Consider the following 25,568-nt stretch of genomic DNA (forward strand, 5'->3'; position numbering starts at 1 on the left):
ATGAAGTGAGGAGGCAAAATTTTATGAGCAATATTTATTTACGTCAATCAACACTTGACGATTTGCCAAGAATTATTGATATCATCGGTGGCGCCAAAAGAACCCTACGGGACCGTGGTGTTGATCAATGGCAGGTAGGTTATCCCGATGAGAAAATCCTAGAACAAGATATTCAAGAAGATATAAGTTATGTTTTAATACTAGATGGTGAGGTAGTTGGAGTAGCTGCTTTGCAACAAGGTTACGATAAGAACTATCAAGATATGACTTCAGGGTCATGGTCTAAAAATTCTGATGTGACTTATTCCATTATTCACCGTATAGCTGTTGAACCAGGCCATCAAGGACAACATCTTTCGGCTGCTTTGATTCAACAACTATTAACAATCTCACATTACCTGGGTTACAGTGATGTCAGAATCGACACTCACCCTGACAATTTGGTGATGCAACATGTTATTACAAGTAATGGGTTCATTGAAAAAGGAACTATTACGATGGATGAAGATCATGGTATTAGAAAAGCTTATCAAATTCTTCTAAAGTAAGCGTCAAAGGATTATTTTTCATATCTTTGATATATAATTGAGCCATAATGAGACCATCGTGAGATGGTTTTTTTGCTATAATTGTTTCCAGAGTATGGGATATTGGAGATCATAAAATTGAAAATCAAAAATATTGCAAGCAGAATGTTGACACCAAAGCCATCAGAATTCATATCAGCACACACTGATATGTTTTTGAAACGACTAAAGCCACGTCCTTTTGTTGTTGATTATATAAAGGGCGTTTATGATAATAACGTAAAACCAAATGTTACCAGTGATACAGTAACCTTGTCCGTTTTAACTGACACACATGCCAAAGCAATTGCTAGTGCGTCTTATTACGGGATCAATGGTGCACGTCATATTATTGAAGCCAATAATGTTAGTGATGCTGTCAACTTGGACTTGAATGTTCATCTGGGAGATTTAATTGATGGAAGTGATAAACCTGAGATCAGTCGAGGATTATTGCAATTTGCTGTTGAAAATTATCAAAAGAGCAAAGCACCGTTTTATCTTCTTGAGGGTAATCATGATGAGAATGATAAATATGATGAACACAGATTCTTTGGTTCAGCATCGTTTCATCGGGATGATTATGACTCGTTAGTAACAAAGTATAATTTTGAACAACCAGATATTTTTAGATTGAATCCAGTATCTAAAGTGGGCTGGTATGATAAGGGCGGTATACGAATTGTCTTTATCGATACCAGTGATATTCCTTATATACTTAGTAATGGTTCTAAGAAATATGATTTTAAGAAGGTTCGTGGCGTCAGAGAACAACAGTTAGAAGATTTGATCAAAATCTTAGAGAATACTATTGATAAGCATGTTATTGTAATGGGGCATGCTAATATTGTGAGTCCAAGTGGTCGGAGTGCTTTGAACTTCAATGGTGACTTGGTTCAACAATTATTAGTAAGCTTCAACAACAAAACTTCTGGTCAATTGAAAAATGAATTAACAGGAGATTTTGGTGTGAATTTACGCTATGATTTCTCATCTACAGGCATTTCTAAGGTAACAACTTATATTTGTGGTCATATGCATTATGAAAAAAACTACAAAGTTTCTGAAATTAATCATATAATATTAAATTGTTCGGCCTTAATGGGTAAGAAACATGGTTTAACAACTGACTATAACAAGAAGTGGGACAGACGTTATAATGAAATCTCAGAATTAGCGGGCTATTTCATTAATATCGACCCGAACAAATTGCGCTTACAAATTTTCGGTTACGGAGCCGCTACAAGATATGTAAGTTTTGAAATATAAGGGAGAATTTTTATGTGTGGAATTGTCGGATTCGTAGATAAAAATATTACAGACAAGAAGCCTGTAATTGAGGCTATGATGGATACGATCAAGCATCGTGGTCCAAATAGTTCAGGTGAATTATTGGATGGCGACGCTGCTTTAGGTTTCCGCCGCTTGAGTATTATTGATATTAGTAGTGGTATGCAACCTATTTACAACGAAGATAGATCAAAAGCTGTTATTTTTAACGGTGAAATTTATAATTACAAAGATGTTAGAAAAGATTTGAAAGAAGCAGGACACGTTTTTACAACTGATACAGATACTGAAGTTCTTCTACATGGTTTTGAAGAATGGGGTATTGAAGGTTTACTTAAGAAGATCCGTGGAATGTTTGCTTTCGTAATTTATGATTTAAAGACTGGTGACATTACTGGTGCTAGAGATTTCTTTGGTATCAAGCCACTTTATTACTATAACCGTGAAGGTACATTTATTTTTGGTTCAGAAATCAAATCCTTCTTGAAAGAACCAAACTTCAAGAAAGAATTAAACAAAGCTGCTTTGAAGCCATATTTGACTTTCCAATATTCAGCTTTGAACGAAACATTCTTCAAGAATGTCTTTAGAATTCCTGAAGGTCACTACTTTACATATAAGAATGGCAAGTTAAGTATCAAGAAGTACTGGGATATGTCCTTCAAAGAGAACAATTTGTCATTTGAAGAAACTGTTAAGAGAATTGACAAGTCTATTCGTGAATCAGTTAATGAACACTCTATTAGTGATGTACCAGTTGGTTCATTACTATCTAGTGGTGTTGATTCAAGTTACGTTACAGCTGTTTTGAAACCACAACATACGTACTCAATTGACTTTGATACAAGTACATATGAAGAAGGTACTGCAGCTAAGATGTTGGCTGATAAATTGGGTCTAGAAAATACTCGTGGTATCGTTACAAAAGAGGAAGCGGTCAAATCAATTCCATTAATTCAATACTATATGGATGAGCCAGATTCAAACCCTTCATGTATACCACTTTACTTCTTGACTAAGTTAGCAAGTAAAGATGTAACGGTTATTCTTTCAGGTGAAGGAGCCGACGAATTGTTTGCCGGTTATGCAAATTATGGTTTCCATTCACATTCAAAAGTTATCCGTGTTGTAGCGGAAGATTTGAAACACTTACCAAAGGGTGTTAAGTATAAGTTAGCTCATGGTTTGAAGAAATTACCTAATTTCCCAGGCCGTTTGCATTTGTATGAATCAACTGCCAAAGCAGAAGAATTCTTTATTGGACAAGCCAAGATTTTCAACGAAAAAGAAGCTGCTGACTTGGTTAAGCCTGAATTCGAGAAGTCACGTTCCGTTAAAGATATCGTTATGAGAAGTTACAGCAAAGTTAGTGGTTATAACGATGAAGTTAAGAAGATGCAATATCTTGATCTTCACCAATTCATGTCAAATGATATCTTGCTTAAAGCTGACCGTATGAGTATGGCTAACTCCATGGAATTACGTGTACCATTCTTGGATAAAGAAGTTGCTAAAGTTGCTGCAGGAATTCCTACTAAATATCTTTTGAATAGTAAGGATAGTAAGTATGCTCTACGTGTAGCTGCTGAACGTGCTTTGCCTAAGGAATGGGCTAAACGTGAGAAACTTGGATTCCCAGTGCCAATTCGTGACTGGATCAAAACTAAGGAAGTTTACGAACAATTCCGTGATTTATTCAGTGCTGATTTTGCTGCTGAATTCTTCGATCAAGATGCTATTTTGAAAATGCTTGATGGTTGCTATCGTGGCGAAAATGATGATCGTCGTAAAGTTTGGACAATTTATACTTTCTTGATTTGGTATAAAGTATTCTTTATCGATGATGGTAAAAAACCAGATGTTGATCCTAAAGTTTTAGTAAATTAATATTTGAAAATAAAAATAATGTGATCTAATTATCACAGCAACATGAACAAAGAGACCGCAAATTCAGATTGATGAGTTTGCGGTCTTTCATTTAGATAATCAAAAATTAGTATAATAATTTAAGAAAATAATAAGCCTCTCAGATTTAATATAAATGACACTCTCGTTGTGATAAATTGAGTATGGTATAATTTTGTGTGAAATGTGTGTAATTTTAAAAATAGAATTAATAATATAGTAAGAGGTTGATCCCTATCGAAACTGAATCAGGAAAAAAATTCACGCCCATTCTCTTGGGTAGTGATATGAATGTTTACGGAATGGCACGTGCTTTCCATGAACTCTATGGGGGCAGTGTTAAAGCCTATGCCGAAATCCAATTGGCACCAACAAGATATACAAAAATCTTAGATTTGACTCTTTACTCAGGCTTTTCTGAAGATCCTGTTTTCATTGAAAAAATGCGTGAAATTGCTAAAGTTTACCAAAACCATGAAGAACCAGTTATTTTAATTGGCTGTGGGGATGGTTATGCCGAACTTATCAGTAAGCACAAGGAAGAATTGTCTAAGACATTTGTATGCCCTTATGTCGATTATGATTTATTAAAATCATTGAATAATAAAGAGAGCTTTTACCATGTAGCCGATGAACATGGTTTGCCTCATCCACTAACAAAGATCATTACAAAAGATATGTATGAGAATAAGAAGGATCTTGATGTTCCTTTCGATTTCCCAGTAGCTTTGAAACCAGCAAACAGTGTGGAATGGTTGGATATTCATTTTGAGGGTCGTAAAAAGGCTTTCATAATTCACTCTCAAGAAGAATATATGACTATCGTTGGCAAGATTTATGATAATGGCTATACATCTGATTTGATTCTCCAAGACTTTATTCCTGGAGATGATTCTAATATGCGTGTGCTCAACGCCTATGTTGACCAAGATCATCATGTTAAGATGATGTGTTTAGGACATCCAATTTTGGAAGATCCAACACCACAATCAATCGGTAATTACGTAGCTATCATTCCTGAATTTAATCAGGATGTCTATGATCAAGTTCAAAAATTCCTTGAGGATATTGAATTTACCGGCTATGCCAACTTTGATATGAAATTTGATTCTCGTGATAATACTTTCAAATTCTTTGAAATCAACTTGCGTCAAGGAAGAAGTAGTTTCTTTGTTACGCTCAATGGCTATAATCTTGCTAAATATGTGGTGGAAGATTATATTGAGGGTAGTTTAGAAAACGAACCAACAGTTTATGCCAACAAGAATAAAGCGCAACATAAATTGTGGTTAGGTGTGCCAGTCAAAGTCTTTAACAAGTATGCAGCTGATAATGATGCTACTAAATATGCTGATGAATTAATCAAGCAAGACCGCGTTGGAACAACTGTTTTCTATAACAAAGACAATTCCTTTAGACGTTGGTTACTTTTGACATACATGTTCCACAACTATGTTAAGAGATTTGATAAATACTTCCAAGAGAATAAAGGACGCGACTTTAAATAACCGAGGGGGCTTAATATATGGATGAATTAAAAGAATACAAAGTTAGAAAAATTGAGTATTCCAAGATTTTAATCTGTGTCGATTCAGATGATTTTGAGTCATCAAAAAATGCCTTTAATTATGCTTGTTCGTTAGCTAAACACTATAACTCCGAGCTAGGCATTGTTTCCGTATTGGAAACAGGTGACTTGAATATTTTTCAATCGCTAGACCCAGAAGTACTAGCAGAACGTCGAGAAGAGATCAAAGAACTTCTTGAAGTTTATGGTCAAAAGGCTAAAGAATACGGTGTTAAAGATGTTCACATGATGGTAACTGAAGGTGGACCTGGAACAGTTATTGTAGACAAAGTTATTCCTAAATTCCAACCTGACCTAGTAATCGTTGGTGTTGAAAAGAAGAACCGTAACCGTAATACAATCGGTTCACAAGCTTCTAAGATTGTGAATAGCGCTGGCGTTTCTGTTAGTGTCATTAGATAAAAATAGAGAGCGAAACAAGGGCGGTTAACCTCCGAGAATTTGCCTAAGTACTGAAATTGCACGCGTACTATGCGGGCGATTCCAGTACTGTAGCAAACCGGAAGAGGTTGCCCTTGCGTAGCTCGTTTCCACTATTCGTAATAGAACAATGGTTTATAAGAATAGAAATAATCTACTATAAAAATAGTAAACAACAAAGAGCTCAATGCAACAGTTATCAAAAAGGTAACCGTGACATTGAGCTTTTTTAGATGATAGAAATTGCGCTTTTTATCATTTTTATATTTTATTCAAAATGATAAAAATGAAAATTATTCTAATAAAAAGTAATTAGTGCTATAGTAGTCTTTAAAAATAATAGGCGGTGAACAAATTTGTTAATGAATAAAGTTATCGGTGGTGCAGGGGATTTAATTAATGCTAAACCCGCCGATTATAAAGATAATCTATACTTAGCTGTTAATGGTGCTTGGCAAGAAACAGCAACTATTCCACCTGACAAATCTCGTACTGGTGGTTTTACAGATCTTGATGAGGGTGTTGAAAAGACCCTTATGAAAGATTTTCATGAGTTTGCAAATAATGAAGAAGAAGTCGATGATCCTCGTTTACTTCAAGCTGTAAAGCTATATCGTCTTGTTAATAATGTGGATCATTTAAGTAAATTCCATCAACAACCAATATTGAAAGATATGCAACGTATTACTGATTTGAGCAATGTTAAGGATCTAGGGGATAACTTGGCTCAATTGTCAAAAGATGGCTTTGCTCTACCAATCGATATCAGTATTGACGCTGATATGAAAGATACAGCCAAGAACGTTGTTTATATTGATGGTGCTGGTTTGATTTTGCCTGATAAAACTTATTATGATGAAAAGAATGAATCAGGTAAACAATTGTTAGCTAAATACGCTGACGTTGCAGGACGTTTGCTTTCAATGATCGGTTATAAACTGGATGAAGCTAAGGAAATAGTTGAGAAGGCTTTGAAATTTGATAAGTCGTTGGTTCCTATCGTTAAGAGTTCTGAGGAATGGGCTGATTATACTAAAGTTTATAACCCAATGAAATTTGATGAATTCATTACTAAATCTGATGTCCTAGACTTAAAGAGTTTGGTAGTTGATTCAGTTAATGATACACCAGAAAAAGTTATCGTAACTGAACCAAGATACTTGGATAATTTGAACAAGCTTGTTAATGCTGACACTTTTGAAGATATTAAAGCTTGGATGATGGTTAAATTCCTTACCGGTAATGCTTCGATTCTGGATGAAGAATTCCGTCAAGTTATCGGTGAATACAATTTGGCACTCAGTGGTGCTAAGGAGTTAAAGAACAGAACTAAGTATGCTTACAATTTTGCTGCAAGTATTTTCAGTGAGGTAGTTGGTGTATATTACGGAAAGAAATACTTTGGTGAAAAAGCTAAAGAAGATGTCCGTAGTATGGTTAAGAAAATGATTGCGGTTTATGAACAAAGACTTTCTGAAAATACTTGGTTGAGTGAAGATACTAAGAAGAAGGCCATTATCAAACTAGATAAGATCGTTATTAAAGTTGGTTATCCTGATAAAATTGATGATCTTTATAATAAATTTGAAATCAATGAAAATGATTCTTTGTATGACAATGTTTCTAGAATTAGAAAGACAATTGCTCAACACAATTTGGATCAATATCACGAACCGGTTGATCGTACAAAATGGTTGATGCCAGGACATATGGTTAATGCATGTTACGATCCATCTAGAAATGATATCACCTTCCCAGCAGCTATTTTGCAAGCTCCATTCTACAGTTTGGATCAAACAAGTAGCCAAAACTTTGGTGGTATTGGTGCCGTTATCGCGCATGAAATTTCACATGCTTTCGATAATAATGGTGCTCAATTCGATGAATACGGTAATATGAATAACTGGTGGACTGACGAAGATTATGCTAAGTTCAAGAAACTTACACAAAGTATGATCGATGAGTTCGAAGGTATTCCATATGCTGGTCACAAGGTTAATGGTAAATTGGTTGTTAGCGAAAACGTTGCTGATGTCGGTGGACTACGTTGTGCCCTGGAAGCTGCTAAGAGTGAAAGTGACTTTGATGTTAAAGCTTTCTTTATCAATTGGGCTCGTGTTTGGAGAAACAAGTCAACACAACAATTGACAGAAATGTTCCTTTCAATTGATGTCCATGCCCCAGCTCCATTACGTGCTAATGTTCAAGCACAGAATATGGATGAATTCTATGACGCCTTTGATGTTACTGAAAAAGACGGTATGTGGATTGATAAAGATAAACGAGTTAATATTTGGTAAAAAAATCTGAAAAATCGAGGGATGAAAATTTAATTTCATCTTCTCGATTTTTTGTTTTGAAGGGAAACATCATTAAATTAATTTTAATAATATTAGAATAAGTGCTATAGTATTTACTAAATCAAAACGCGGGGTGAAAGTATGTTAACAAGTAAAATTATGGGTGGAGCCGGAGATTTAACTGAAGGTAAGCAAGCCGATTATAAAGATAATTTGTATTTGGCCGTCAACGGGGCCTGGCAGGAAAAGGCTGAAGTTCCTGCTGATAAATCTAGTGCTGGTGCTTCAATGGATTTAGACCTAGAGATTGAAAAGGAATTGATGGATGACTTTCAACAATTAGCTGAAAATGATACTGAAGTCGAAGGAAATGAATTCTTACAAGCTATTAAATTGTACCGCCTCGCTAAGAATACCGATTTCTTAAAAGAATTACATGAAAAACCAATTCTGAAAGATCTTCAAAAAATTGAAAATTTAAAATCTTTAGCAGATCTAAATCAACAATTGGCACAATTTGGTAAAGAAGATTTCATATTACCAACTAATGTTTGGGTCGATGCCGATATGAAAGATACAGTCCATAATGCTGTTTATGTTGATGGTATAGACTTGATTTTGCCTGATAACACATACTACGCAAGTGATAATCAGTCTGGTAAAAAGCTTTTGGTCAAGTACGCAGAAGTGGCCAATAAACTTTTAGTCATGATAGGTTATTCAGAAAAATTGGCTAAAGAAACAGTTGATAAGGCCTTAACCTTTGATAAGAGTCTGGTTCCAATAGTTAAGACTTCCGAAGAATGGGCCGAGTATTCCAAGATTTATAATCCAATGTCCTTTGAAGAATTCATTACTAAGTCGCAAAATCTTAATCTGAAGGAATTAGTAGTTGAGCAAATCGGTGCTACTCCAGAAAAAGTGATCATTGTTCAGCCTAGATTTTTGAAGAATTTAGATCAGTTGGTAAATGATGATACTTTTGAAAATTTGAAGGCTTGGATGCTGGTCAGATATTTAGTAACAAATAGTGAATCCTTGGATGAAGATTTCCGCCAAACGGTAGGAGAATACAAGCTGGCTCTTAGTGGAGCTAAGGAATTACAAAGTAGGACTAAGTTTGCTTATCATTTAGCTGAGGATAACTTTGATGAAGTCATTGGTATTTATTACGGCAAGAAGTATTTTGGTGAAAAGGCTAAGGCTGACGTGAGAAATATGGTTGAACGTATGATTGATATTTATAAGCAACGTTTAGCTGACAATACTTGGCTTAGTCAAGCAACCAAAGATAAGGCTATTTTGAAGTTGAACAAGATTGTGATTAAAGTCGGTTATCCGGATAAGATTCAAGAAGTCTTTAAGCAACTAAAGATTGATGAATCAGAATCCTTATATGACAACATCACACGGATTAATCGTATTGTTCGTCAAAATGAATTGGCTAAATTTAGTAAACCAGTCGATCGTACGGTTTGGTTAATGCCTGGTGAAATGGTTAACGCATGTTACGATCCGTCGAGAAATGATATTACTTTCCCAGCAGGGATCTTGCAGGCGCCATTTTATAGCTTGAAACAAACAAGTAGTGAGAACTTTGGCGGTATTGGAGCAACGTTTGCTCATGAAATTTCCCATGCTTTTGATAATGACGGTGCCAAATTTGATGAGTACGGTAATATGAAGAACTGGTGGACTAAGGAAGATTACGCTAAATTTGAGAAATTAACGCAACAGATGATTGATCAGTTCAATGGAATTCCATTCTCTGGCGGTAAAGTAAACGGCAAATTAGTAGTTAGTGAGAATATTGCCGATGTCGGTGGATTACGTTGTGCAATCGAGGCTGCCAAGATGGATAAAGATTATAGCGCTAAGGAGTTCTTTATTACTTGGGCTAAATCATGGCGTTTTAAGGCAACTCCAGAATACAATGAAAGATTATTGGCAACTGACGTTCATGCACCACAACCTTTACGTGCCAACGTTATGTCACAGGATTTAGATGAATTCTATGAAGCATTCGATGTAAAACCAGGCGATGGTATGTGGATTGATGAAGATAAGAGAATTAATATCTGGTAATCACGATTCCAAAAATAATAGCGTCTATTCAGGATACACACTTTAATGTGTGATTCTAAATAGGCGCCTTTTTTGTAGTAATTTTATACTGATTTTTTTGACCTCATGGTTCATTCGAGAATAAAAAAGTACTCGTTCATGATATTACTGCATTTTTATTTTCAATAAGAACTATTTTAAAGATACGAAGATAGGGGGAAAAGATAATGAGTAAAAAAAGGAATATTTGGAAAGCTGTCTTAATAATATTATTAGTACCGATTACGATATTTATAGTAGATATGATTTATCCAATTTTTAAATTTGATCAGAAATATATACAGATGTTTTTGGACACATTGCTCATCTTGATCGCAGTAACATGCAATTTTAAATTTTGGAAGCTAAAAGTAGATTTATTTAGCACAAAACATATAGTACGCCAAATTTTAAATATTTTGCCATTGCTTATTCTTATGCTCTTTTTTAGAAAGTTTTCTAATCTTGGATGGCCCAAGACAGGGTGGCTTGCTTTTGTAACTATACTGTTAGTGGGGATTGGTGAAGAGTACGTTTATCGTGGCTTATTAATCGCACAGTTAGAGAAAGTGTTAAATTCGAAGCCTTTTTTAATTGTCCTAATAAGTTCGTTGAGTTTTGGAATAATTCATATAGGAAATATGTTAAATGTTACTAACAAGTGGATTGTAGTAGCCCAAATGATTGTAGCGGCCGCATCGGGGATGTTGTATGGAACGCTTTATTATGAGACTCATAATTTATCATTAGTTATTGTGTTTCATATTATTGATGATCTACCAACCTTCTTTTCCAAAGGGACAGCAACCGCTGAATCGTTAATGCCACAGAGCCACGTTGGCGGTTTTCTTATGATAACATTTGTGTTATTTCTTATTTGCAGTTTAGTCGCCTTTTTACAAATAAAATTGAATCGAGTTCATTTCAAAAAGAGAAGTAAGTGAGATTGAAATAAAACGGGAAGCTTCCGTTCTAATCAATCTTCAATAAGATCCAAAATGTTTTTTCTATGAATTTATTTGTGGGTTTTTAACTTAAAGTTACATTTGCTTTCCACTATAATAGAAGTATTAAGAAGGGTGAGAGCATAATGGCGTATATCGAAGTGAAAAATAAATCAAAAAAATATCAAATGGGAGAAACAACAATTGTCGCAAATGATAAATTAACCTTTGATGTCGATAAGGGCAAGTTAACCGTCATTTTGGGACCTAGTGGTGCTGGTAAGTCGACAGTTCTAAACATTTTAGGTGGTATGGATACGCCAACTGATGGACAGGTCGTTATTGATGGCACTGATATTGCTGAGTTTTCTGAACGTGAATTGACTACCTATCGTCGTAATGACGTGGGATTTATTTTTCAATTCTATAATTTGATTCCTAACTTAACAACGAAAGAAAATGTTGAGTTGGCTTCAGCAATTGTTAAAGATGCTCTAGATGCGACTGATACTTTGAAGGCCGTTGGTTTGGGTAATCGAATTGACAATTTTCCCTCTCAATTATCTGGTGGGGAACAACAGCGTGTCGCCATTGCCCGTGCTTTAGCCAAGAATCCAAAGTTACTTCTATGTGATGAACCAACAGGAGCTTTGGACTATGAGACAGGTAAGCAAGTTTTGACACTTTTACAGGATGCTAGTCATAAGGACAATAAGACCGTGATCGTCATCACCCACAATTCAGCTTTGGCTAAGATGGCTGATAGGGTAATTCGGATTCATGATGCCAAAGTGCAGTCGATTGAAGATAATAAGACACCCACACCAGTGAAAGATATTGAGTGGTAATCATGAAACCATTAACTAGAAATATGATGCGCAGTATCAATAAGGCTAAGGGACGTTTTATTGCAATTATTCTGATTATTATGTTAGGTGTGTTGATCTTTGTTGGTGTCAAAGCGACAGGACCTAGTTTGAATGATTCATTGAATAAGACGATTGCCGATAAAAATTTATCAGACGTGCAAGTGTTGTCGACGACTGGTTTTGGAAAAAAAGATATTCAGCTGGCTGAAAAGGTTGCGGGAGCCAAAGCTAAAACGACGAAATTTAAATACGTTATGGGTGGCAAATCTAAAGTTGCGATTGCTTTGTATGGCTATGATAAAAACGCTAAGCAGAATCAACTGATTATTAGAAATGGACGTTTGCCTGAAAATGATCATGAAATTGTTTTAGATAAAAATGCTCGTAATAAATATGATTATAAAATAGGTGATACCTTTAAATTTTCTAAAAATGCTGATTTAAAGCGCCGTTCTTACAAAATTGTTGGTTTTGCTGACTCACCACAATACATTGATAATCAGTCACGTGGTGTTACGAATATTGCCGATGGACAAGTTAGTTTGTTCGCCTATATTCCTAAGAATCAAATGAACCTTTCGACCGCAACTTTATTGAATATTCACTTCAATTCCTTGAAAGATAAGAATACTTTTAGTAACAGTTATAAAGATGCTGTGGACAAAAAGGTTAAGGCTTTAAAACACGAATTTAAATTACGCCCTCAGCAAAGAACAAAGGAAGTGGCTGGCAGTTATCTAGCTACTTTGAATCAACAACAAACAGCTCTAGATCAATTGGAAAAGGTTGATCCTACAGCGGCAGCTGTGCAACAAGAAAAGTTAGATGCTGCTAAAAAGAAGATTATGAAACAAACTAAGACAACTTATACTTGGCAAACGCGCCAGGATTTGACTGGCTTTTCAGCCTATGGCGAGAGTTCTGATCGAATCGCTGCGATCGCCAATGTCTTTCCAGTCTTCTTTTTCTTAATTGCAGCTTTGATCACTTTTACAACAATCACAAGAATGGTCGAAGAAGCACGTGGAGAAATCGGAACCTTCAAGGCTTTGGGTTACAGTAAATGGTCGATTGCACGAAACTACATTTACTATGCTTTGTCAGCTGGTCTAATTGGAGCGGTATTAGGGGCTGTGATTGGAACAGAGACCTTGCCTCGAATTGTACTGTCAATGTATAAACAATATATTGCTTTAGATTGGGTTATTGGCTCAACCAGGCAAACGTTATTGATTGCCTTGATTTTCTCCCTATTGGCAACTGTTGGAGCTGCTGTAATCGTGGTTAGAAGAGAATTAGATGAGGGTCCAGCTTCATTGATGTTACCTAAATCTCCTAAATCGGCTAAAAAAATACTATTGGAAAGAATCAAACCCCTTTGGAATCATCTGAGTTTCAACCGAAAAGTTAGTTATCGAAATCTTTTCCGTTTCAAATCTAGAATGTTTATGACTATCATCGGGATTGCCGGCGGAACAGCTTTAATTTTAACTGGTTTTGGACTTCAGAATTCAATTACTGCTAGTGGTGACCTACAGTATAAGAATATTTTCAGTTATCAAGCAGTTGTCAAAATGAATGATGACGCTAATTATAGTAAAGTTGATAAAATCCTGAATCAGGATAAAACTTATCAGAATAATACTAAGATCAATTCGACAACGGCTAAGTTGAAAGCTGGAGAAAAACAGGTTAATGATGTTAATGTTTATACACCACTGTCTGTGAAAAACTTTAAAAAATATGTTCATTTGACTGCTAATTTAGATAAAGACAAAGTTGTTTTGACTAAGAAGACTGCCAAACTTCTTAATGTGGAAAAGGGTGATCAGATTCATGTGACGATGACCAGTGGTAAGAAGCTCAATTTAAAAGTTGGTGCTATTACTGAAAATTATGTGGGTCATTTCTTATATTTGAATCCACAAATTTACCAGGATAAAATTGGTGATTTGAAACCTAATACCTTATTGCTTGGTTTAAAGAAGCAGACTAGTGCGCAGAGAAAACATTTGGCTAACCAATTATTAGATTCTAAAGAAGTGATGGGAACTAGCTATACGCATGATGTCTTTGATACAGTTTCCAAGATGTCGAGTCTGTTACGTCCAATTATTTTAATTCTGATTCTCTTATCGGGAATATTGTCATTTGTTGTACTTTATAATTTAACGAATATCAATGTCTCAGAACGAATCAGAGAACTTTCTACTATTAAAGTTTTAGGCTTCTATAATAATGAAGTTACGATGTATGTTGTTCGGGAAAATATAATTTTAACAATAGTTGGTATTATTATTGGATATGGAGTGGGTAATTTATTGACTGCTTATATCTTGAATCAAGCCGCGACAGAACAGGTTATTTTCCCATTAACGATTCATTGGTTCGGTTATATTGTCGCTACATTGTTGATGATAATTTTCACAGCAATTGTTATGCTAGTTACACATCGGAAATTAAAACACATCGATATGATCGGTGCATTGAAATCTAATGAATGATTGAAGGTAAATTTATGTCTTTGGAAAATGATAAAGTTCTCGTCATTGGGGGAACTTCAGGGTTTGGTAAAGAAGTCGCTATCATGGCTCAACATAAGGATGCTGATGTATATGTCATCGGCCGTGATCAAGAACGTGTAAATCAGTTACGTTACGAGGAGAATATTCAAGGTAGTTCATTAGATGCACAGGATGAAAAACAGTTGAAACGTTTCTTTGAAAAGTATGGTTCCTTTGATCATGTGGTATCAATGCTAGGTGGCGCTATGAGTGGTGGTTTTCTAGATAGTTCAGTCGCCACTATTAAAAAGGCAATTGATGATAAATTTTTTGCTAATTTGCAACTGGTACAAATTGCTAGTAAACATTTAAACAAGAATGGTTCAATCATTTTGACTTCAGGTTCAGGTGGTCATCCCTATGACGCTTCGGGTGCGATTGTAGGGAATCAAGCTATTAATACGATGGTTGATGGTCTAGCTGTTGAAATGGCTCCAGACTATCGAGTAAATGCCGTATCACCAACTTGGACACCTACAGGATTGTGGCGTGACTTGAGTTCAAAGCAACTAGCTAAGCAAAAACATAGTTTTGTGGAAACAGTGCCATTAAACCGTGTCGCTACAGTTGAGGAGGTAGCCTCAGCTTATATTTACTTGATGGAAAATGATTTTATTACAGGTCAAATTCTAAGAGTCGATGGTGGAGTTGACTTGTAGAAGATGCTATACTTGAAGTCAACTTTAAGTAGAAGGTGAAATAATGCCAGTAAATGAAGCAGAAGAGACAACTAAATACCGAATCAGTGATTTTGCTGAAATGGTGGGATTAAATAGTCCTACATTGCGTTATTATGAAAAAGAAGGTCTGATCAATCCTCATCGAACTGATAATGGCATCCGTTACTATACCGATCAAGATATTCGCTGGGTCAATTTTCTTTTGCATCTCAAGAGTACTGGAATGTCAATTGAACAATTGAAGCGCTATGTCAGATTACGTGCGCAAGGTGATTCAACCATCAATCAACGAATTGAGTTATTAGAGGAAGTTCGTCGTAATTTTGAAGTTGAGTATCAAAGATTGCAAGATGGTTGGACGATTCTCAATGATAAATTGGATTGGTATAAGGGTAAAGAAGGCGGACACATTGAAGACAGTGAAAGCTTTTCTAAATATTTACAGAATTTGAATCATGGTTATTTAGAAGATAGATAAATTAGAAATCTCAAAAATATTTATTTAATATTTTTGAGATTTTTTTTGTATTTATCCTTGACTTAAAGTTAACTTTAAGTTGTTTAATGTATTTATCAACTTGATACGAGGAGGAATTGATTATGGCAAAGAAACAAACTGCTGGACGTGACATGTTGGGTGATTTTGCCCCACAATTTGCAGCATTGAATGACGATGTATTATTCGGAGAAGTTTGGAGTAAAGAAAACGAACTTTCTGCCCATGATCGTTCATTAATTACTATTGCAAGTATTATTTCAGCTGGAAATATTGAACAATTAGACGCACATTTAAAAATTGGTAAGAAAAATGGCATTACAAAAGATGAAATCGTTGCGGAAATCACTCATTTAGCATTTTATGCTGGATGGCCAAAGGCTTGGAGTGCTTTCAATCGTGCAAAAGAAATTTGGAAGGAAGATTAATTATGGCAAAAAATGAAGAATTAAGAACAGATGGAGTTTTTCCTGTTGGAGACAAAAATGAAGCTTATGCTAAATACTTTATTGGACAAAGTTATTTGAATAGTTTAGTAAAACCAGAAGACAATATTGATTTTGGTGTTGGAAATGTAACTTTTGAACCAGGTTGTCGTAATGATTGGCATATTCATCATGATGGTTTTCAAATTTTACTTGTTACTGGTGGCGAAGGCTGGTACCAAGAGTGGGGTAAGCCGGCTCAACTATTAAAACAAGGTGACGTCGTTGTTATTAAAGAAGGCGTTAAGCATTGGCACGGAGCAACTAAAGATAGTTGGTTCAGTCATGTTGCTATTACTAAAGGAAAATCAGAATGGCTTGAAAAGGTTACTGATGAAGAATACAACAAACTATAAAAATTAAAATGATTAATTGAAAAAGAGGACTGAAAACAGTCCTCTTTTTTTACACATAATTTACATTAAATAGATTATATATATACATAATTCCAACATACTATAGCTAATGACTTATATGGAGGGTTAAATATGTCTACATTATTAACAAATGTTTGTAAACAATACGATCAAGGAAAGACGGTTCTAAAAAATGTTACCGCCGAAATCGAAACGGGTGAATTCTTCGTAATCGTTGGACCATCTGGTTGTGGTAAGAGTACTTTACTACGTATGATTGCTGGACTAACTCAAATTAGTGATGGTGAAATTAGCATTGATGGTCAAGTAGTTAACAATTTACCACCCAAGGATCGTAACTTAACAATGGTTTTTCAAAGTTATGCTTTGTTCCCATTTTTAAGTGTTTGGGATAATGTTGCTTTTGGTTTAAAGGCTAGAAAACATGACCAATCCGAGGTTGAAGAACGTGTTAACAATGCTTTGAAAATGGTTAACTTGGAAGATTTGAAAGATAGAAAGCCTCGTGAATTATCTGGTGGTCAAAGACAACGTGTGGCTCTAGCTCGTGCCGTAGCCAGCGATGCCAAGATCTGTTTAATGGATGAACCATTATCAAATTTAGATGCTCAATTAAGAATTAAGATGCGTCAAGAAATTTATGCTCTACAAAGAAAATTAGGTATTACTTTGATCTATGTTACTCATGACCAAGTTGAAGCAATGACAATGGCTGATCACATCATGGTTTTACATGACTCAAAAGTTCAACAAATCGGTACACCAGCCGAAATCTACAAGACACCAGCTAATGAGTTTGTCGCCGGATTTTTCGGGGTTCCACCAATCAATATTCTTTACGCAACAAAGATTTCAGACAAAGCTATCCGAGTTAACAATGATTTCCAAGTTGATCTTGATCAAACTGTTACTGAAAAGAAATTAAAGGTTGGTATCAGACCAAATGAATTAGTTGTGGAAAAGGCCGACGAATTATCTGCTAATGCAACAGTGCAAAATGTGGAATTTTTAGGGGACGAAAAGATCGTTTATGCAACATTCAGTAATGGTAATGAAGTATCAGCCATTGTTCTAAGTGATGCTCATTTCGATATGTTTGAAAATATCAAAATTTCTTCAACAAACAATGTTCTGTTATTCAATCAAGACGGAATCAATGTAACTGCAAATAGGGAGGATCTAATCAATGCTTAAGACTTCAGCAACTGATGTCATACCTGAAAAGAAAGTTGAAGCAAAACAAAAGAGCAAATTCAAACTGACTGCCAATGATAAATACTATGCTTCTATTTTCGCCGGTCCATCACTATTTCTTTTAGGACTTTTCGTTTTTTATCCAATGTTTCGAACACTCTATATTAGTTTGTTCTTAACTAATACTTTCGGTAATACAACGCTTTTCGTAGGTTTGGAAAATTATGTAAAACTAATTTCTTCACCAGATTTTGTTTCCAGTATGTGGGTAACACTGGTCTATGTTGTTGGGGTAACATTCTTCACAATTGCTATGGGTCTATTATTAGCCAATCTGGCAAGTCAAAAGTTACCGGGAATCGCTATTTTCCGAACACTTTATTCAGTAACAATGGGAGTTTCAGTTTCAGTTGCTGCTATTTTCTGGCTATTTATTTTCAATCCTTCTGCAGGATTCTTCACATTATTAACAAAGATGTTGAATTTACCAACAATCAATTGGTTAGCTAATCCAACTAATGCGATGTGGGCAATTATCATTACAACCGTTTGGATGCATTTAGGTTTTGTTTTCTTGGTTTTCTTGGGTGCTATCGAATCAGTGCCGACGACACTTTATGAAGCAGCTGATGTCGAAGGTGTTTCTAAACATTATCAATTTTTCCATATTACTTTGCCAATGATTTCCCCAACATTATTCTTTATCTCAACAATTACAATTATTGGTTCATTTAAGAGCTTTGGTTTGATCGATCTTATCACTAAGGGTGGTCCAACTAATGCAACCAACATGCTAGTTTACCGTATTTATAATGATGCTTTCTTTGGCGGAAACTATGCTAAATCAAGTGCAGAAGCAATTATTTTAACTGTGATTATTGCCTTCTTTACTTACTTGCAATTCAAATTCCTAGAAAAGAAGGTAAATTACTAATGGCGAATATTGATGAACGTAATGTTTTGAAAAATATTTTTAATTATTTTCTTTTAATTCTATTGGCTGTAGTTATTCTAGTACCGTTCTTCATTGGTATTTGGACAAGCTTTTTACCAACAGCTGATATTTTAAAAGGTAATTATTTCAGTACTAATATTTCACTTACCAACTATATCGATGCCTTTACAAATACACCAATCTTACGTTATCTGGGTAACACGATTGTTGTAGCGACAATTACAATGTTTGCTCATTTACTTTTCTGTTCAATGAGTGCCTATGCCTTCGTTTTCCTAGATTTTAAGTATAAAAAATTCTTCTTTGCCTTATTTATGATTACAATGATGCTACCATCTGAAGCGGCTATTATTCCTAATTTTCAAACAGTAAAAGCTTTAGGATTATTGGATCATTATTCAGCAATGATTGTTCCATCTTTAACATCAGCGTTTGGTACATTCATGCTGCGTCAATCTTTCATGCAAACTCCTAAGGAATTGAAAGAAGCAGCTGACATTGAAGGCTTGAATCATTTCCAAATTTTCTGGAAAGTCGTTCTACCATATAACCGTATCAGTTTGATTACTTTAGGTGCTTACAGCTTCCTAGGAGCCTGGAATTCCTATCTATGGCCAATTTTAGTTACATTCAGTAATAATTCACGTGTTATTCAAAACGGTTTGAAACAATTACAATCAGAGGAAACGTTTAACAACTGGGGTATGATTCAAGCCAGTGCCGCAATTATTGTTATTCCAACGATTCTTGTTCTATTCATTGGACAACATTACTTCAAGTCAGGATTGAATGAAGGAGCTGTCAAATAATGTCAAAATATAAAAAATTAGTTCTGCCTCTGATCCTAGTTTTGGCGGTTGCTGTGGTAGCAATGTTTGGAAAAACATTATCAACTAAGTCAGCGGCAGTAAAGGATAATCGTACAGAAGTTGTCTTTTGGCATGAAATGGGTGGACCTGCTGAAAAGTCATTAATGAAGATCGTTGATGGTTTTAATAAATCACAAACTAAGTATCGCGTTGTTCCTAAGTATCAAGGTTCATATGATGCCGCAATTCAAAAGATTTTACAGACTCATGGTACTGGAACTTCTCCAGCAGTTTTCCAAGCTTTTGATATCTCAGCTGCTCAAATGATGCATAGTAAATTCACAGTACCTGTTCAAGATTTCATTGATAAAGATGGCTTTGATGCAAATAAGATTTCACCAGTTGCTCGTTCATTCTATGCTAATGATGGCAAACAACAAGCAATGCCTTTCAATACTTCACAACCAGTTCTTTATTACAATGCTAGTTTGTTAGAGAAATACGGAATTACACCACCACCAGTATCACCTTCATATAGTGATATCACACGTGTGGCAAAACAACTTTATGAAAGATCACATCATCAAGTTAAAGGAATGACGGTTCAAATCTATGGTTGGTTATTAGAACAAGCAATGGCCAATGCTGGTGTAGGTCTCACTAATAACAACGATGGTCATACAGGTATTCCAACTAAGGCAACTATTAACAATGATGCTTCAAAGGAATTCTTTGAATGGATTCGTGAAAATCAAAAAGCTGGCGATTTCATGAATTATGGTTCAGGTGCTATGGCTGGAACTAACCAAACTACAGGTTTCTTAAATGGTAAGGTCGGTATTTATATTCAGTCTTCAGCAAGTATCAGTCAATTGAACAAGAAGAATAAAAATAAATTAGGAATCACATACTTCCCACATCCAGATGGCAAAAAAGCTAATGGTGTTGCTATTGGGGGTGCTGCTCTTTGGATCTCAAATGATAAACCTAAAGCGGTTCAAAATGGTGCTTTTGAATTTATTAAATATTCTCTAAAACCAGAAGTACAAGCTCAATGGCAAAAAGATACAGGATACCTCGCCTTAAATAAGGATTCACAACAAACATCAATTCTTAAAGGACTTTATAAGCAACATCCAGAGTCCAAAGTGCCTAGTCAACAATTACAAGAAGCAGTTCCTAATCACTTCAATTCAGGTATTTTGATGGAAGGAATGCAAAAGACTCGTCAAATTGAACAATTTACAATGGAAAGTATTTATAACGGTGGCGATATTACCAATGCCTTGAAAGATGCTGATAAGAAAATCGACGATAATTTAACAACTACTAATCGAGCTAATGGTTATCACTAGATACTTAGTTTAATAGGGATGGGATAGTCTAATGTCTAAGCATAAAAAACTAATTGTGTCTGTAGCAGTCACAGTCATTCTGGGTGTTGTCTTGATAACTTTCTTTGGAAAGAATGTCTTTGCACAATCAAAACCGCAAGACAATCGTACACAAATTGTTTTCTGGCACGAAATGGGTGGTCCTGCCGAGAAGACTTTATTGAAATTAGTTAACAATTTCAATAAATCACAGAATGAATATCAAGTAATACCTAAGTATCAAGGCTCATATGACACTGCAATTCAAAAAATATTTCAAACTCATGGGACGAATACATCTCCAGCAGTTTTCCAATCTTCAAATGTTTCTACGGCTCAAGTTCTTCATAGTGAGTACACTACGCCGATTCAAAAATTTGTTGATCAAGATCATTATGATCTAAGCAAAATTTCACCAGTTGCTCGGGCTTTTCATGCTCAAGGTGGTAAACAACAGGCTATGCCTTTTAATACATCTCAACCGGTACTTTACTATAATGCTTCATTATTAGAGAAGTATGGGATTACACCACCGTCAGTTTCACCTTCATATAGTGAGATCACCAAGATTGCTAAAGAACTTTATGAGAAATCACATCATAAAGTTAAAGGAATGACGGTTCAAATTTATGGGTGGTTATTAGAAGAAGCAATTGCTAATTCTGGTGGAATGTTTGCTAACGAAAATGATGGACATACCGGAATACCAACTAAAGTTAATATCAATACTCCTGAATCTGTTGAATTCTTTAAATGGATTCGTGAGAATATTAAAGATGGTGATTTTATGGATTATGGATCCGGTTCAATGGCAAGCACAAACCAAACTTCGGGTTTCTTAACCAATAAAGTAGGAATGTACATTCAATCATCAGCCAGTATGAGTCAATTGAACAAAAAGAATAAAAACAAGCTGGGTATTACTTATTTCCCACATCCAGATGGGAAAAAAGCTAACGGTGTTTCTATTGGTGGAGCTGCACTTTGGATTTCTAATGATAAACCCGAAGCAATTCAAAAAGGTGCTTATGAGTTTATCAAGTATACAGTTAGACCAGAAGTTCAGGCTGAATGGCAAAAATCAACTGGGTATATGGCTTTAAATAAAGATTCGCAAAAAACATCAATTTTGCAGAAATTCTATGCTAAGCACCCAGAAGGTAAAATTCCGGGGCAACAGTTAAACAACACAGTTCCTAATTATGGTAATTCTGGAATTCTATTAGAAGGAATGCAGACGATTCGTAAGTTGGAAGAAGACGCGATGGAAAAGATTTACCGTGGTGGCGATATTGAACATATTCTAAAAGGTAATGAAAGAACCATTAATGATCTGGTTTATAGTCAAAATCGAGCCAATGGTTTAACCGAGAAATAAACAAAAATACGTTGTCAATTCAAAATAGAATTGGCAACGTATTTTGTTTCAATTATGATTTTTATAACGGAACTTCAAACTAAAGAGATTAGGTGGTAAGGCCTGTAAGAAAGTGATTCCTAGAATTAATAAAGCACCAATCAGTTCAGCTCCACTTACTTTAGTATTCAATAACGTTACGGCTAGAACGGTTGCTGTTAAAGGTTCAAAAGCGCTCAGCATTCCTGTAGTTGAAGGAGTTAAATAGTTTAAACTCTGTAAATAGAATAAATATGAGAACATAGTTCCACCAGTAATAATGAAAATGATGGCAATCCAAGCAGTACCAGTTAAAGTAGGGACATTAGTTAAGTCGGCGAAAGGTGCAAAGACGATGCCACCTAACAACATAGACCAACCGGTGACAATTCGTGCATCAAAGCGTTTTAATAATTCCCTTGGCAAAAGCGTATAGGAAGCTTGACTCAAGCCGGCACACACTCCCCAAAAGATTGCTGCTGGCGATAACATTAATTGACCGATGTGACCGTGTGTTACTAGAAGGAAAGTTCCTAATAAAGCTAAAGCGATAGAAATAATATCAATTCTTCGTGGCCACTGTAATTTTCGTAGTGATAAATAAAGAATGATGAATAGTGGTCCTAAAAATTGCAGAACTGTGGCAGTAGGTGCATTGCCATATTTTATAGCCATAAAATAAGTATACTGGGCCGGTAACATACCTAATAATCCAAAGGCCAATAATTGAATAACGTAGCGTGGCTTTTTTAGAATAGCGAATAATTCTTTCGAATCAGCAAAATAACACCAAATGACAAGCATCAAACCGGCAAAAATTAAACGAATACCGACGATCCATTGTGTAGGGATGCTTTCTTCAGTGAAGAGGTATTGGGCAATACTACCAGAGAATCCCCATAAAACCGGCCCCATAATTGCATAGAAAAATCCTTTTTGTTTGTCAGTCATATAAAATCCCCCAAGACTCATGTTAATCCTTACTGTAACATAACTATTTTTATAAAAAAGGGCTTGCTTAAACACGGTATGGATAAAAGCCTGTATAATTTAGGCTAGTACAATACAAGGGGGAAAGCCAATGCTAAAGATAGATCATATTAGTAAACAATTCGGTGAGTTACAAGCTTTAAAGCAGGTAACGTTTGATGTTGCCGATGGTGAAATTCTAGGGTTGATTGGTCAAAATGGAGCTGGAAAATCAACTACCTTTCATAGTATTTTGAACTTTCTGAATTACCAAGGTTCCATTACTTGGAATGATAAACCAATTACCGAGAGTGTTTTCGACGAAATTGGCTATCTTCCAGAAGAACGTAGTTTAATGCCCAAGTTGACGATTGAACAGCAGATAATTTATTTAGCTCGATTGAAAAATAAGTCGACCAAAGAAATTAAACCAGTAATTGATAGCTGGTTGAAAAAATTTGCGGTCAAGGGAAATAAGAAAGATAAAATCAAAGACTTATCTAAAGGTAATCAGCAAAAGGTACAATTAATTTGTACTTTGATTCATGATCCTAAGTTAATTATTCTAGATGAACCGTTTAGTGGACTTGATCCCGTTAATTCTGATTTATTGAAACAAGCTATTTTGGATGCTAAAAAACGTGGTGCCGCGATTATTTTTTCTAGCCATGATATGGAAAATGTTGAAGAGATATGTGATAAGTTGGTAATGTTGCGTAATGGAAAAATTGTCTTACACGGAACTGTTCAAGAAGTACGTGATTCCTTCGGCAAGACTAGAATTTACGTTACAACCGATAAAACTATCGATGAGTTGGCTATGTTGCCACATGTAGTTGCGGCCAAACCATTAGAAAAAAGGCGTTTTGTTCTTTATTTAGATGAGGAATCATCGGGTAAAACCATTTTTGATGAATTAACAAACGGTCAGTACATTGAAGAATTCAGTCAACAGGCTCCAACTCTAAATGAAATTTTTAGAAGGAAGGCCGGTGAGAAAGATGAATAAATTATGGATTGTAACTTTTGAAACTTTTCTAAGACAAGTTAAATCGTGGAGTTTCGTCATGTTGATTCTGGGCCCATTTTTAATGTTAGGCATTACAATAGGAGCTGGATACGTAGGAGCTTCTAGTGGTGCCAATAGTTCTAATGTGGCAATCATCAGCTCACAGTCAACGTTACGAAAGAATTTCTTAAAAGAGAATTCAGATAATATCGATAAAAAAGTTACTGATGAAAAAACTGCTGCTAAGAAAATGAGAAAAGACAACTTAGCAGGTTATATCGTTTTAAAAGCTGACAATAAACAAGTGACAGCTAAATATGTAGGAACAACTTCATTGAGTTCGTCAATGAAATCAAAAGTAAATTCCTTCTTGGCTCAAACACAACAACAGTTGAATATGGCACAGGCTAAATTATCGAGTCAACAGTTGCAAGCTTTGCAACAACGACCTAAATTGACAGAGCATATCCAAGAGAAAGCTGGAACCGCTAATTTAGGAAAAATCATTTCTTTCTGGATCACAGTTATTATGGTTTACATGATTCTGATTACTTATACGAATATTACAGCACAGGAAATTGCTTCGGAAAAGGGAACCAAAGTTATGGAGATTATTTTTTCCAGTACTACAGCTTTGAAATATTTCTTAGGTAAAATCTTTGGTGTTCTGTTAGTTATTTTGACACAGATTCTTGTTTATCTGATTGGTGGCTGGGGTGCGTACATCTTTGCTGAGAATTCATCGCTAACCAAGTCATTTGTTGACGAATATCAATCGCTGATTAATTCAGTTATGCATAATTTGTTGAGTATTAATTTGATTTACCTATTATTAGGAGTGGTAATTTATACTATCTTAGCGGCCTTTTGTGGAGCTTTAGTTGCGAAAGTAGAAGATGCGTCTAAAGCTGCGCAACCAGTTGTTATGTTGAATCTGGTGGCATTTTTTGTCACATTTCCATTTCAAAATAACGTGGATTCAATCGTTGTTAAGATTTTGTCTTACGTTCCATTCTTCTCATCGTACTTCATGCCGCTACGTTTGATTAATAACAACGCTAGTGTCATGGAAATAACAATTTCACTATTGATTCTCTTAGCAAGTATCATCTTGTTGGCAACGTATATTGGTAAAATCTATCAAGGCTTGATGTTGCAGACAGATGATTCTAGTTTTTGGAAGAGGTTTAAACGAGGATTGTCTTATAAATAGAAAAAGAGCTATAACTTCTGTTGTGAAGTTATAGCTCTTATTTTTGTTTTGCCAAGTTCTGAA

The 25,568-nt window shown here is 35.3% G+C and carries 22 protein-coding genes; 21 read left to right on the top strand and 1 reads right to left on the bottom strand.

The genetic code is table 11. The features are described from left to right. The first annotated feature begins 23 nt into the window (after positions 1–23). The 19 genes from ACI6PB_RS01735 (at position 24) to ACI6PB_RS01825 (ending at position 22,296) form a co-directional block, all read left to right on the top strand. A complete protein-coding gene (locus ACI6PB_RS01735) occupies positions 24–548 on the top strand; it encodes a GNAT family N-acetyltransferase (protein WP_056955912.1) in 525 nt (174 codons plus the stop codon). A gap of 117 nt (positions 549–665) precedes the next feature. Then, positions 666–1,835, top strand: a complete 1,170-nt coding sequence (locus ACI6PB_RS01740; protein ID WP_404327668.1) for a metallophosphoesterase family protein — start codon at positions 666–668, stop codon at positions 1,833–1,835. A 12-nt stretch (positions 1,836–1,847) separates the two neighbouring features. After that, positions 1,848–3,743, top strand: a complete 1,896-nt coding sequence (asnB, locus tag ACI6PB_RS01745) for an asparagine synthase (glutamine-hydrolyzing) (RefSeq protein ID WP_025085393.1) — start codon at positions 1,848–1,850, stop codon at positions 3,741–3,743. Between the two features lie 305 nt (positions 3,744–4,048). Next, on the top strand, positions 4,049–5,269 hold the full coding sequence (locus tag ACI6PB_RS01750; RefSeq protein WP_051564121.1) for a carboxylate--amine ligase: 1,221 nt from the start codon (positions 4,049–4,051) through the stop codon (positions 5,267–5,269). Positions 5,270–5,286: 17 nt separating this feature from the next. After that, positions 5,287–5,751 carry a universal stress protein gene (locus tag ACI6PB_RS01755; RefSeq protein ID WP_025084749.1) on the top strand — a complete coding sequence of 155 codons (465 nt, stop codon included), beginning with the start codon at positions 5,287–5,289 and terminating at the stop codon, positions 5,749–5,751. A 380-nt stretch (positions 5,752–6,131) separates the two neighbouring features. Continuing rightward, complete coding sequence (locus ACI6PB_RS01760) at positions 6,132–8,069, top strand: M13-type metalloendopeptidase (protein ID WP_309511201.1); 1,938 nt, start codon at positions 6,132–6,134, stop codon at positions 8,067–8,069. A 141-nt stretch (positions 8,070–8,210) separates the two neighbouring features. Next, a complete protein-coding gene (locus tag ACI6PB_RS01765) occupies positions 8,211–10,154 on the top strand; it encodes a M13 family metallopeptidase (RefSeq protein WP_404327669.1) in 1,944 nt (647 codons plus the stop codon). Positions 10,155–10,360: 206 nt separating this feature from the next. After that, positions 10,361–11,116 carry a CPBP family intramembrane glutamic endopeptidase gene (locus tag ACI6PB_RS01770; RefSeq protein WP_404327670.1) on the top strand — a complete coding sequence of 252 codons (756 nt, stop codon included), beginning with the start codon at positions 10,361–10,363 and terminating at the stop codon, positions 11,114–11,116. Between the two features lie 146 nt (positions 11,117–11,262). Next, entirely contained in the window at positions 11,263–11,964 is a 702-nt protein-coding gene (locus ACI6PB_RS01775) for an ABC transporter ATP-binding protein (RefSeq protein ID WP_404327671.1), read from the top strand. A 2-nt stretch (positions 11,965–11,966) separates the two neighbouring features. Continuing rightward, positions 11,967–14,489 (top strand): ABC transporter permease, encoded by a 2,523-nt coding sequence (locus ACI6PB_RS01780; RefSeq protein ID WP_404327672.1) that lies wholly within the window; start codon positions 11,967–11,969, stop codon positions 14,487–14,489. 14 nt (positions 14,490–14,503) lie between these two features. Then, on the top strand, positions 14,504–15,208 hold the full coding sequence (locus ACI6PB_RS01785) for an SDR family oxidoreductase (protein ID WP_309510497.1): 705 nt from the start codon (positions 14,504–14,506) through the stop codon (positions 15,206–15,208). Between the two features lie 43 nt (positions 15,209–15,251). Then, positions 15,252–15,707, top strand: a complete 456-nt coding sequence (locus tag ACI6PB_RS01790; protein ID WP_025084756.1) for a MerR family transcriptional regulator — start codon at positions 15,252–15,254, stop codon at positions 15,705–15,707. Positions 15,708–15,829: 122 nt separating this feature from the next. After that, entirely contained in the window at positions 15,830–16,153 is a 324-nt protein-coding gene (locus ACI6PB_RS01795; protein WP_025084757.1) for a carboxymuconolactone decarboxylase family protein, read from the top strand. 2 nt (positions 16,154–16,155) lie between these two features. Next, a complete protein-coding gene (locus ACI6PB_RS01800) occupies positions 16,156–16,566 on the top strand; it encodes a cupin domain-containing protein (RefSeq protein ID WP_025084758.1) in 411 nt (136 codons plus the stop codon). 132 nt (positions 16,567–16,698) lie between these two features. After that, positions 16,699–17,781, top strand: a complete 1,083-nt coding sequence (locus tag ACI6PB_RS01805; RefSeq protein WP_404327673.1) for an ABC transporter ATP-binding protein — start codon at positions 16,699–16,701, stop codon at positions 17,779–17,781. After that, on the top strand, positions 17,774–18,715 hold the full coding sequence (locus ACI6PB_RS01810) for a carbohydrate ABC transporter permease (protein WP_025084760.1): 942 nt from the start codon (positions 17,774–17,776) through the stop codon (positions 18,713–18,715). The genes ACI6PB_RS01805 and ACI6PB_RS01810 overlap by 8 nt, the downstream gene beginning before the upstream one ends. Further along, entirely contained in the window at positions 18,715–19,545 is an 831-nt protein-coding gene (locus ACI6PB_RS01815) for a carbohydrate ABC transporter permease (RefSeq protein ID WP_025084761.1), read from the top strand. The genes ACI6PB_RS01810 and ACI6PB_RS01815 overlap by 1 nt, the downstream gene beginning before the upstream one ends. Further along, positions 19,545–20,900, top strand: a complete 1,356-nt coding sequence (locus ACI6PB_RS01820) for an ABC transporter substrate-binding protein (protein WP_404327674.1) — start codon at positions 19,545–19,547, stop codon at positions 20,898–20,900. The genes ACI6PB_RS01815 and ACI6PB_RS01820 overlap by 1 nt, the downstream gene beginning before the upstream one ends. A 31-nt stretch (positions 20,901–20,931) precedes the next feature. Beyond that, positions 20,932–22,296, top strand: a complete 1,365-nt coding sequence (locus tag ACI6PB_RS01825) for an ABC transporter substrate-binding protein (protein WP_404327675.1) — start codon at positions 20,932–20,934, stop codon at positions 22,294–22,296. Between the two features lie 48 nt (positions 22,297–22,344). Here the strand turns inward: ACI6PB_RS01825 and ACI6PB_RS01830 are convergent, their stop codons facing one another. Then, complete coding sequence (locus tag ACI6PB_RS01830) at positions 22,345–23,265, bottom strand: DMT family transporter (RefSeq protein WP_025084764.1); 921 nt, start codon at positions 23,263–23,265, stop codon at positions 22,345–22,347. Between the two features lie 130 nt (positions 23,266–23,395). Between ACI6PB_RS01830 and ACI6PB_RS01835 the strand changes: the two genes are divergently transcribed. Both ACI6PB_RS01835 and ACI6PB_RS01840 read left to right on the top strand, forming a co-directional pair. After that, complete coding sequence (locus ACI6PB_RS01835; RefSeq protein WP_025084765.1) at positions 23,396–24,292, top strand: ABC transporter ATP-binding protein; 897 nt, start codon at positions 23,396–23,398, stop codon at positions 24,290–24,292. Then, complete coding sequence (locus ACI6PB_RS01840; protein ID WP_025084766.1) at positions 24,285–25,505, top strand: ABC transporter permease; 1,221 nt, start codon at positions 24,285–24,287, stop codon at positions 25,503–25,505. The genes ACI6PB_RS01835 and ACI6PB_RS01840 overlap by 8 nt, the downstream gene beginning before the upstream one ends. Positions 25,506–25,568 lie beyond the last annotated feature (63 nt).

It is taken from the genome of Companilactobacillus paralimentarius (genome assembly GCF_963227125.1).
In the GTDB taxonomy this organism is placed as follows: Bacteria; Bacillota; Bacilli; order Lactobacillales; family Lactobacillaceae; genus Companilactobacillus; species Companilactobacillus paralimentarius.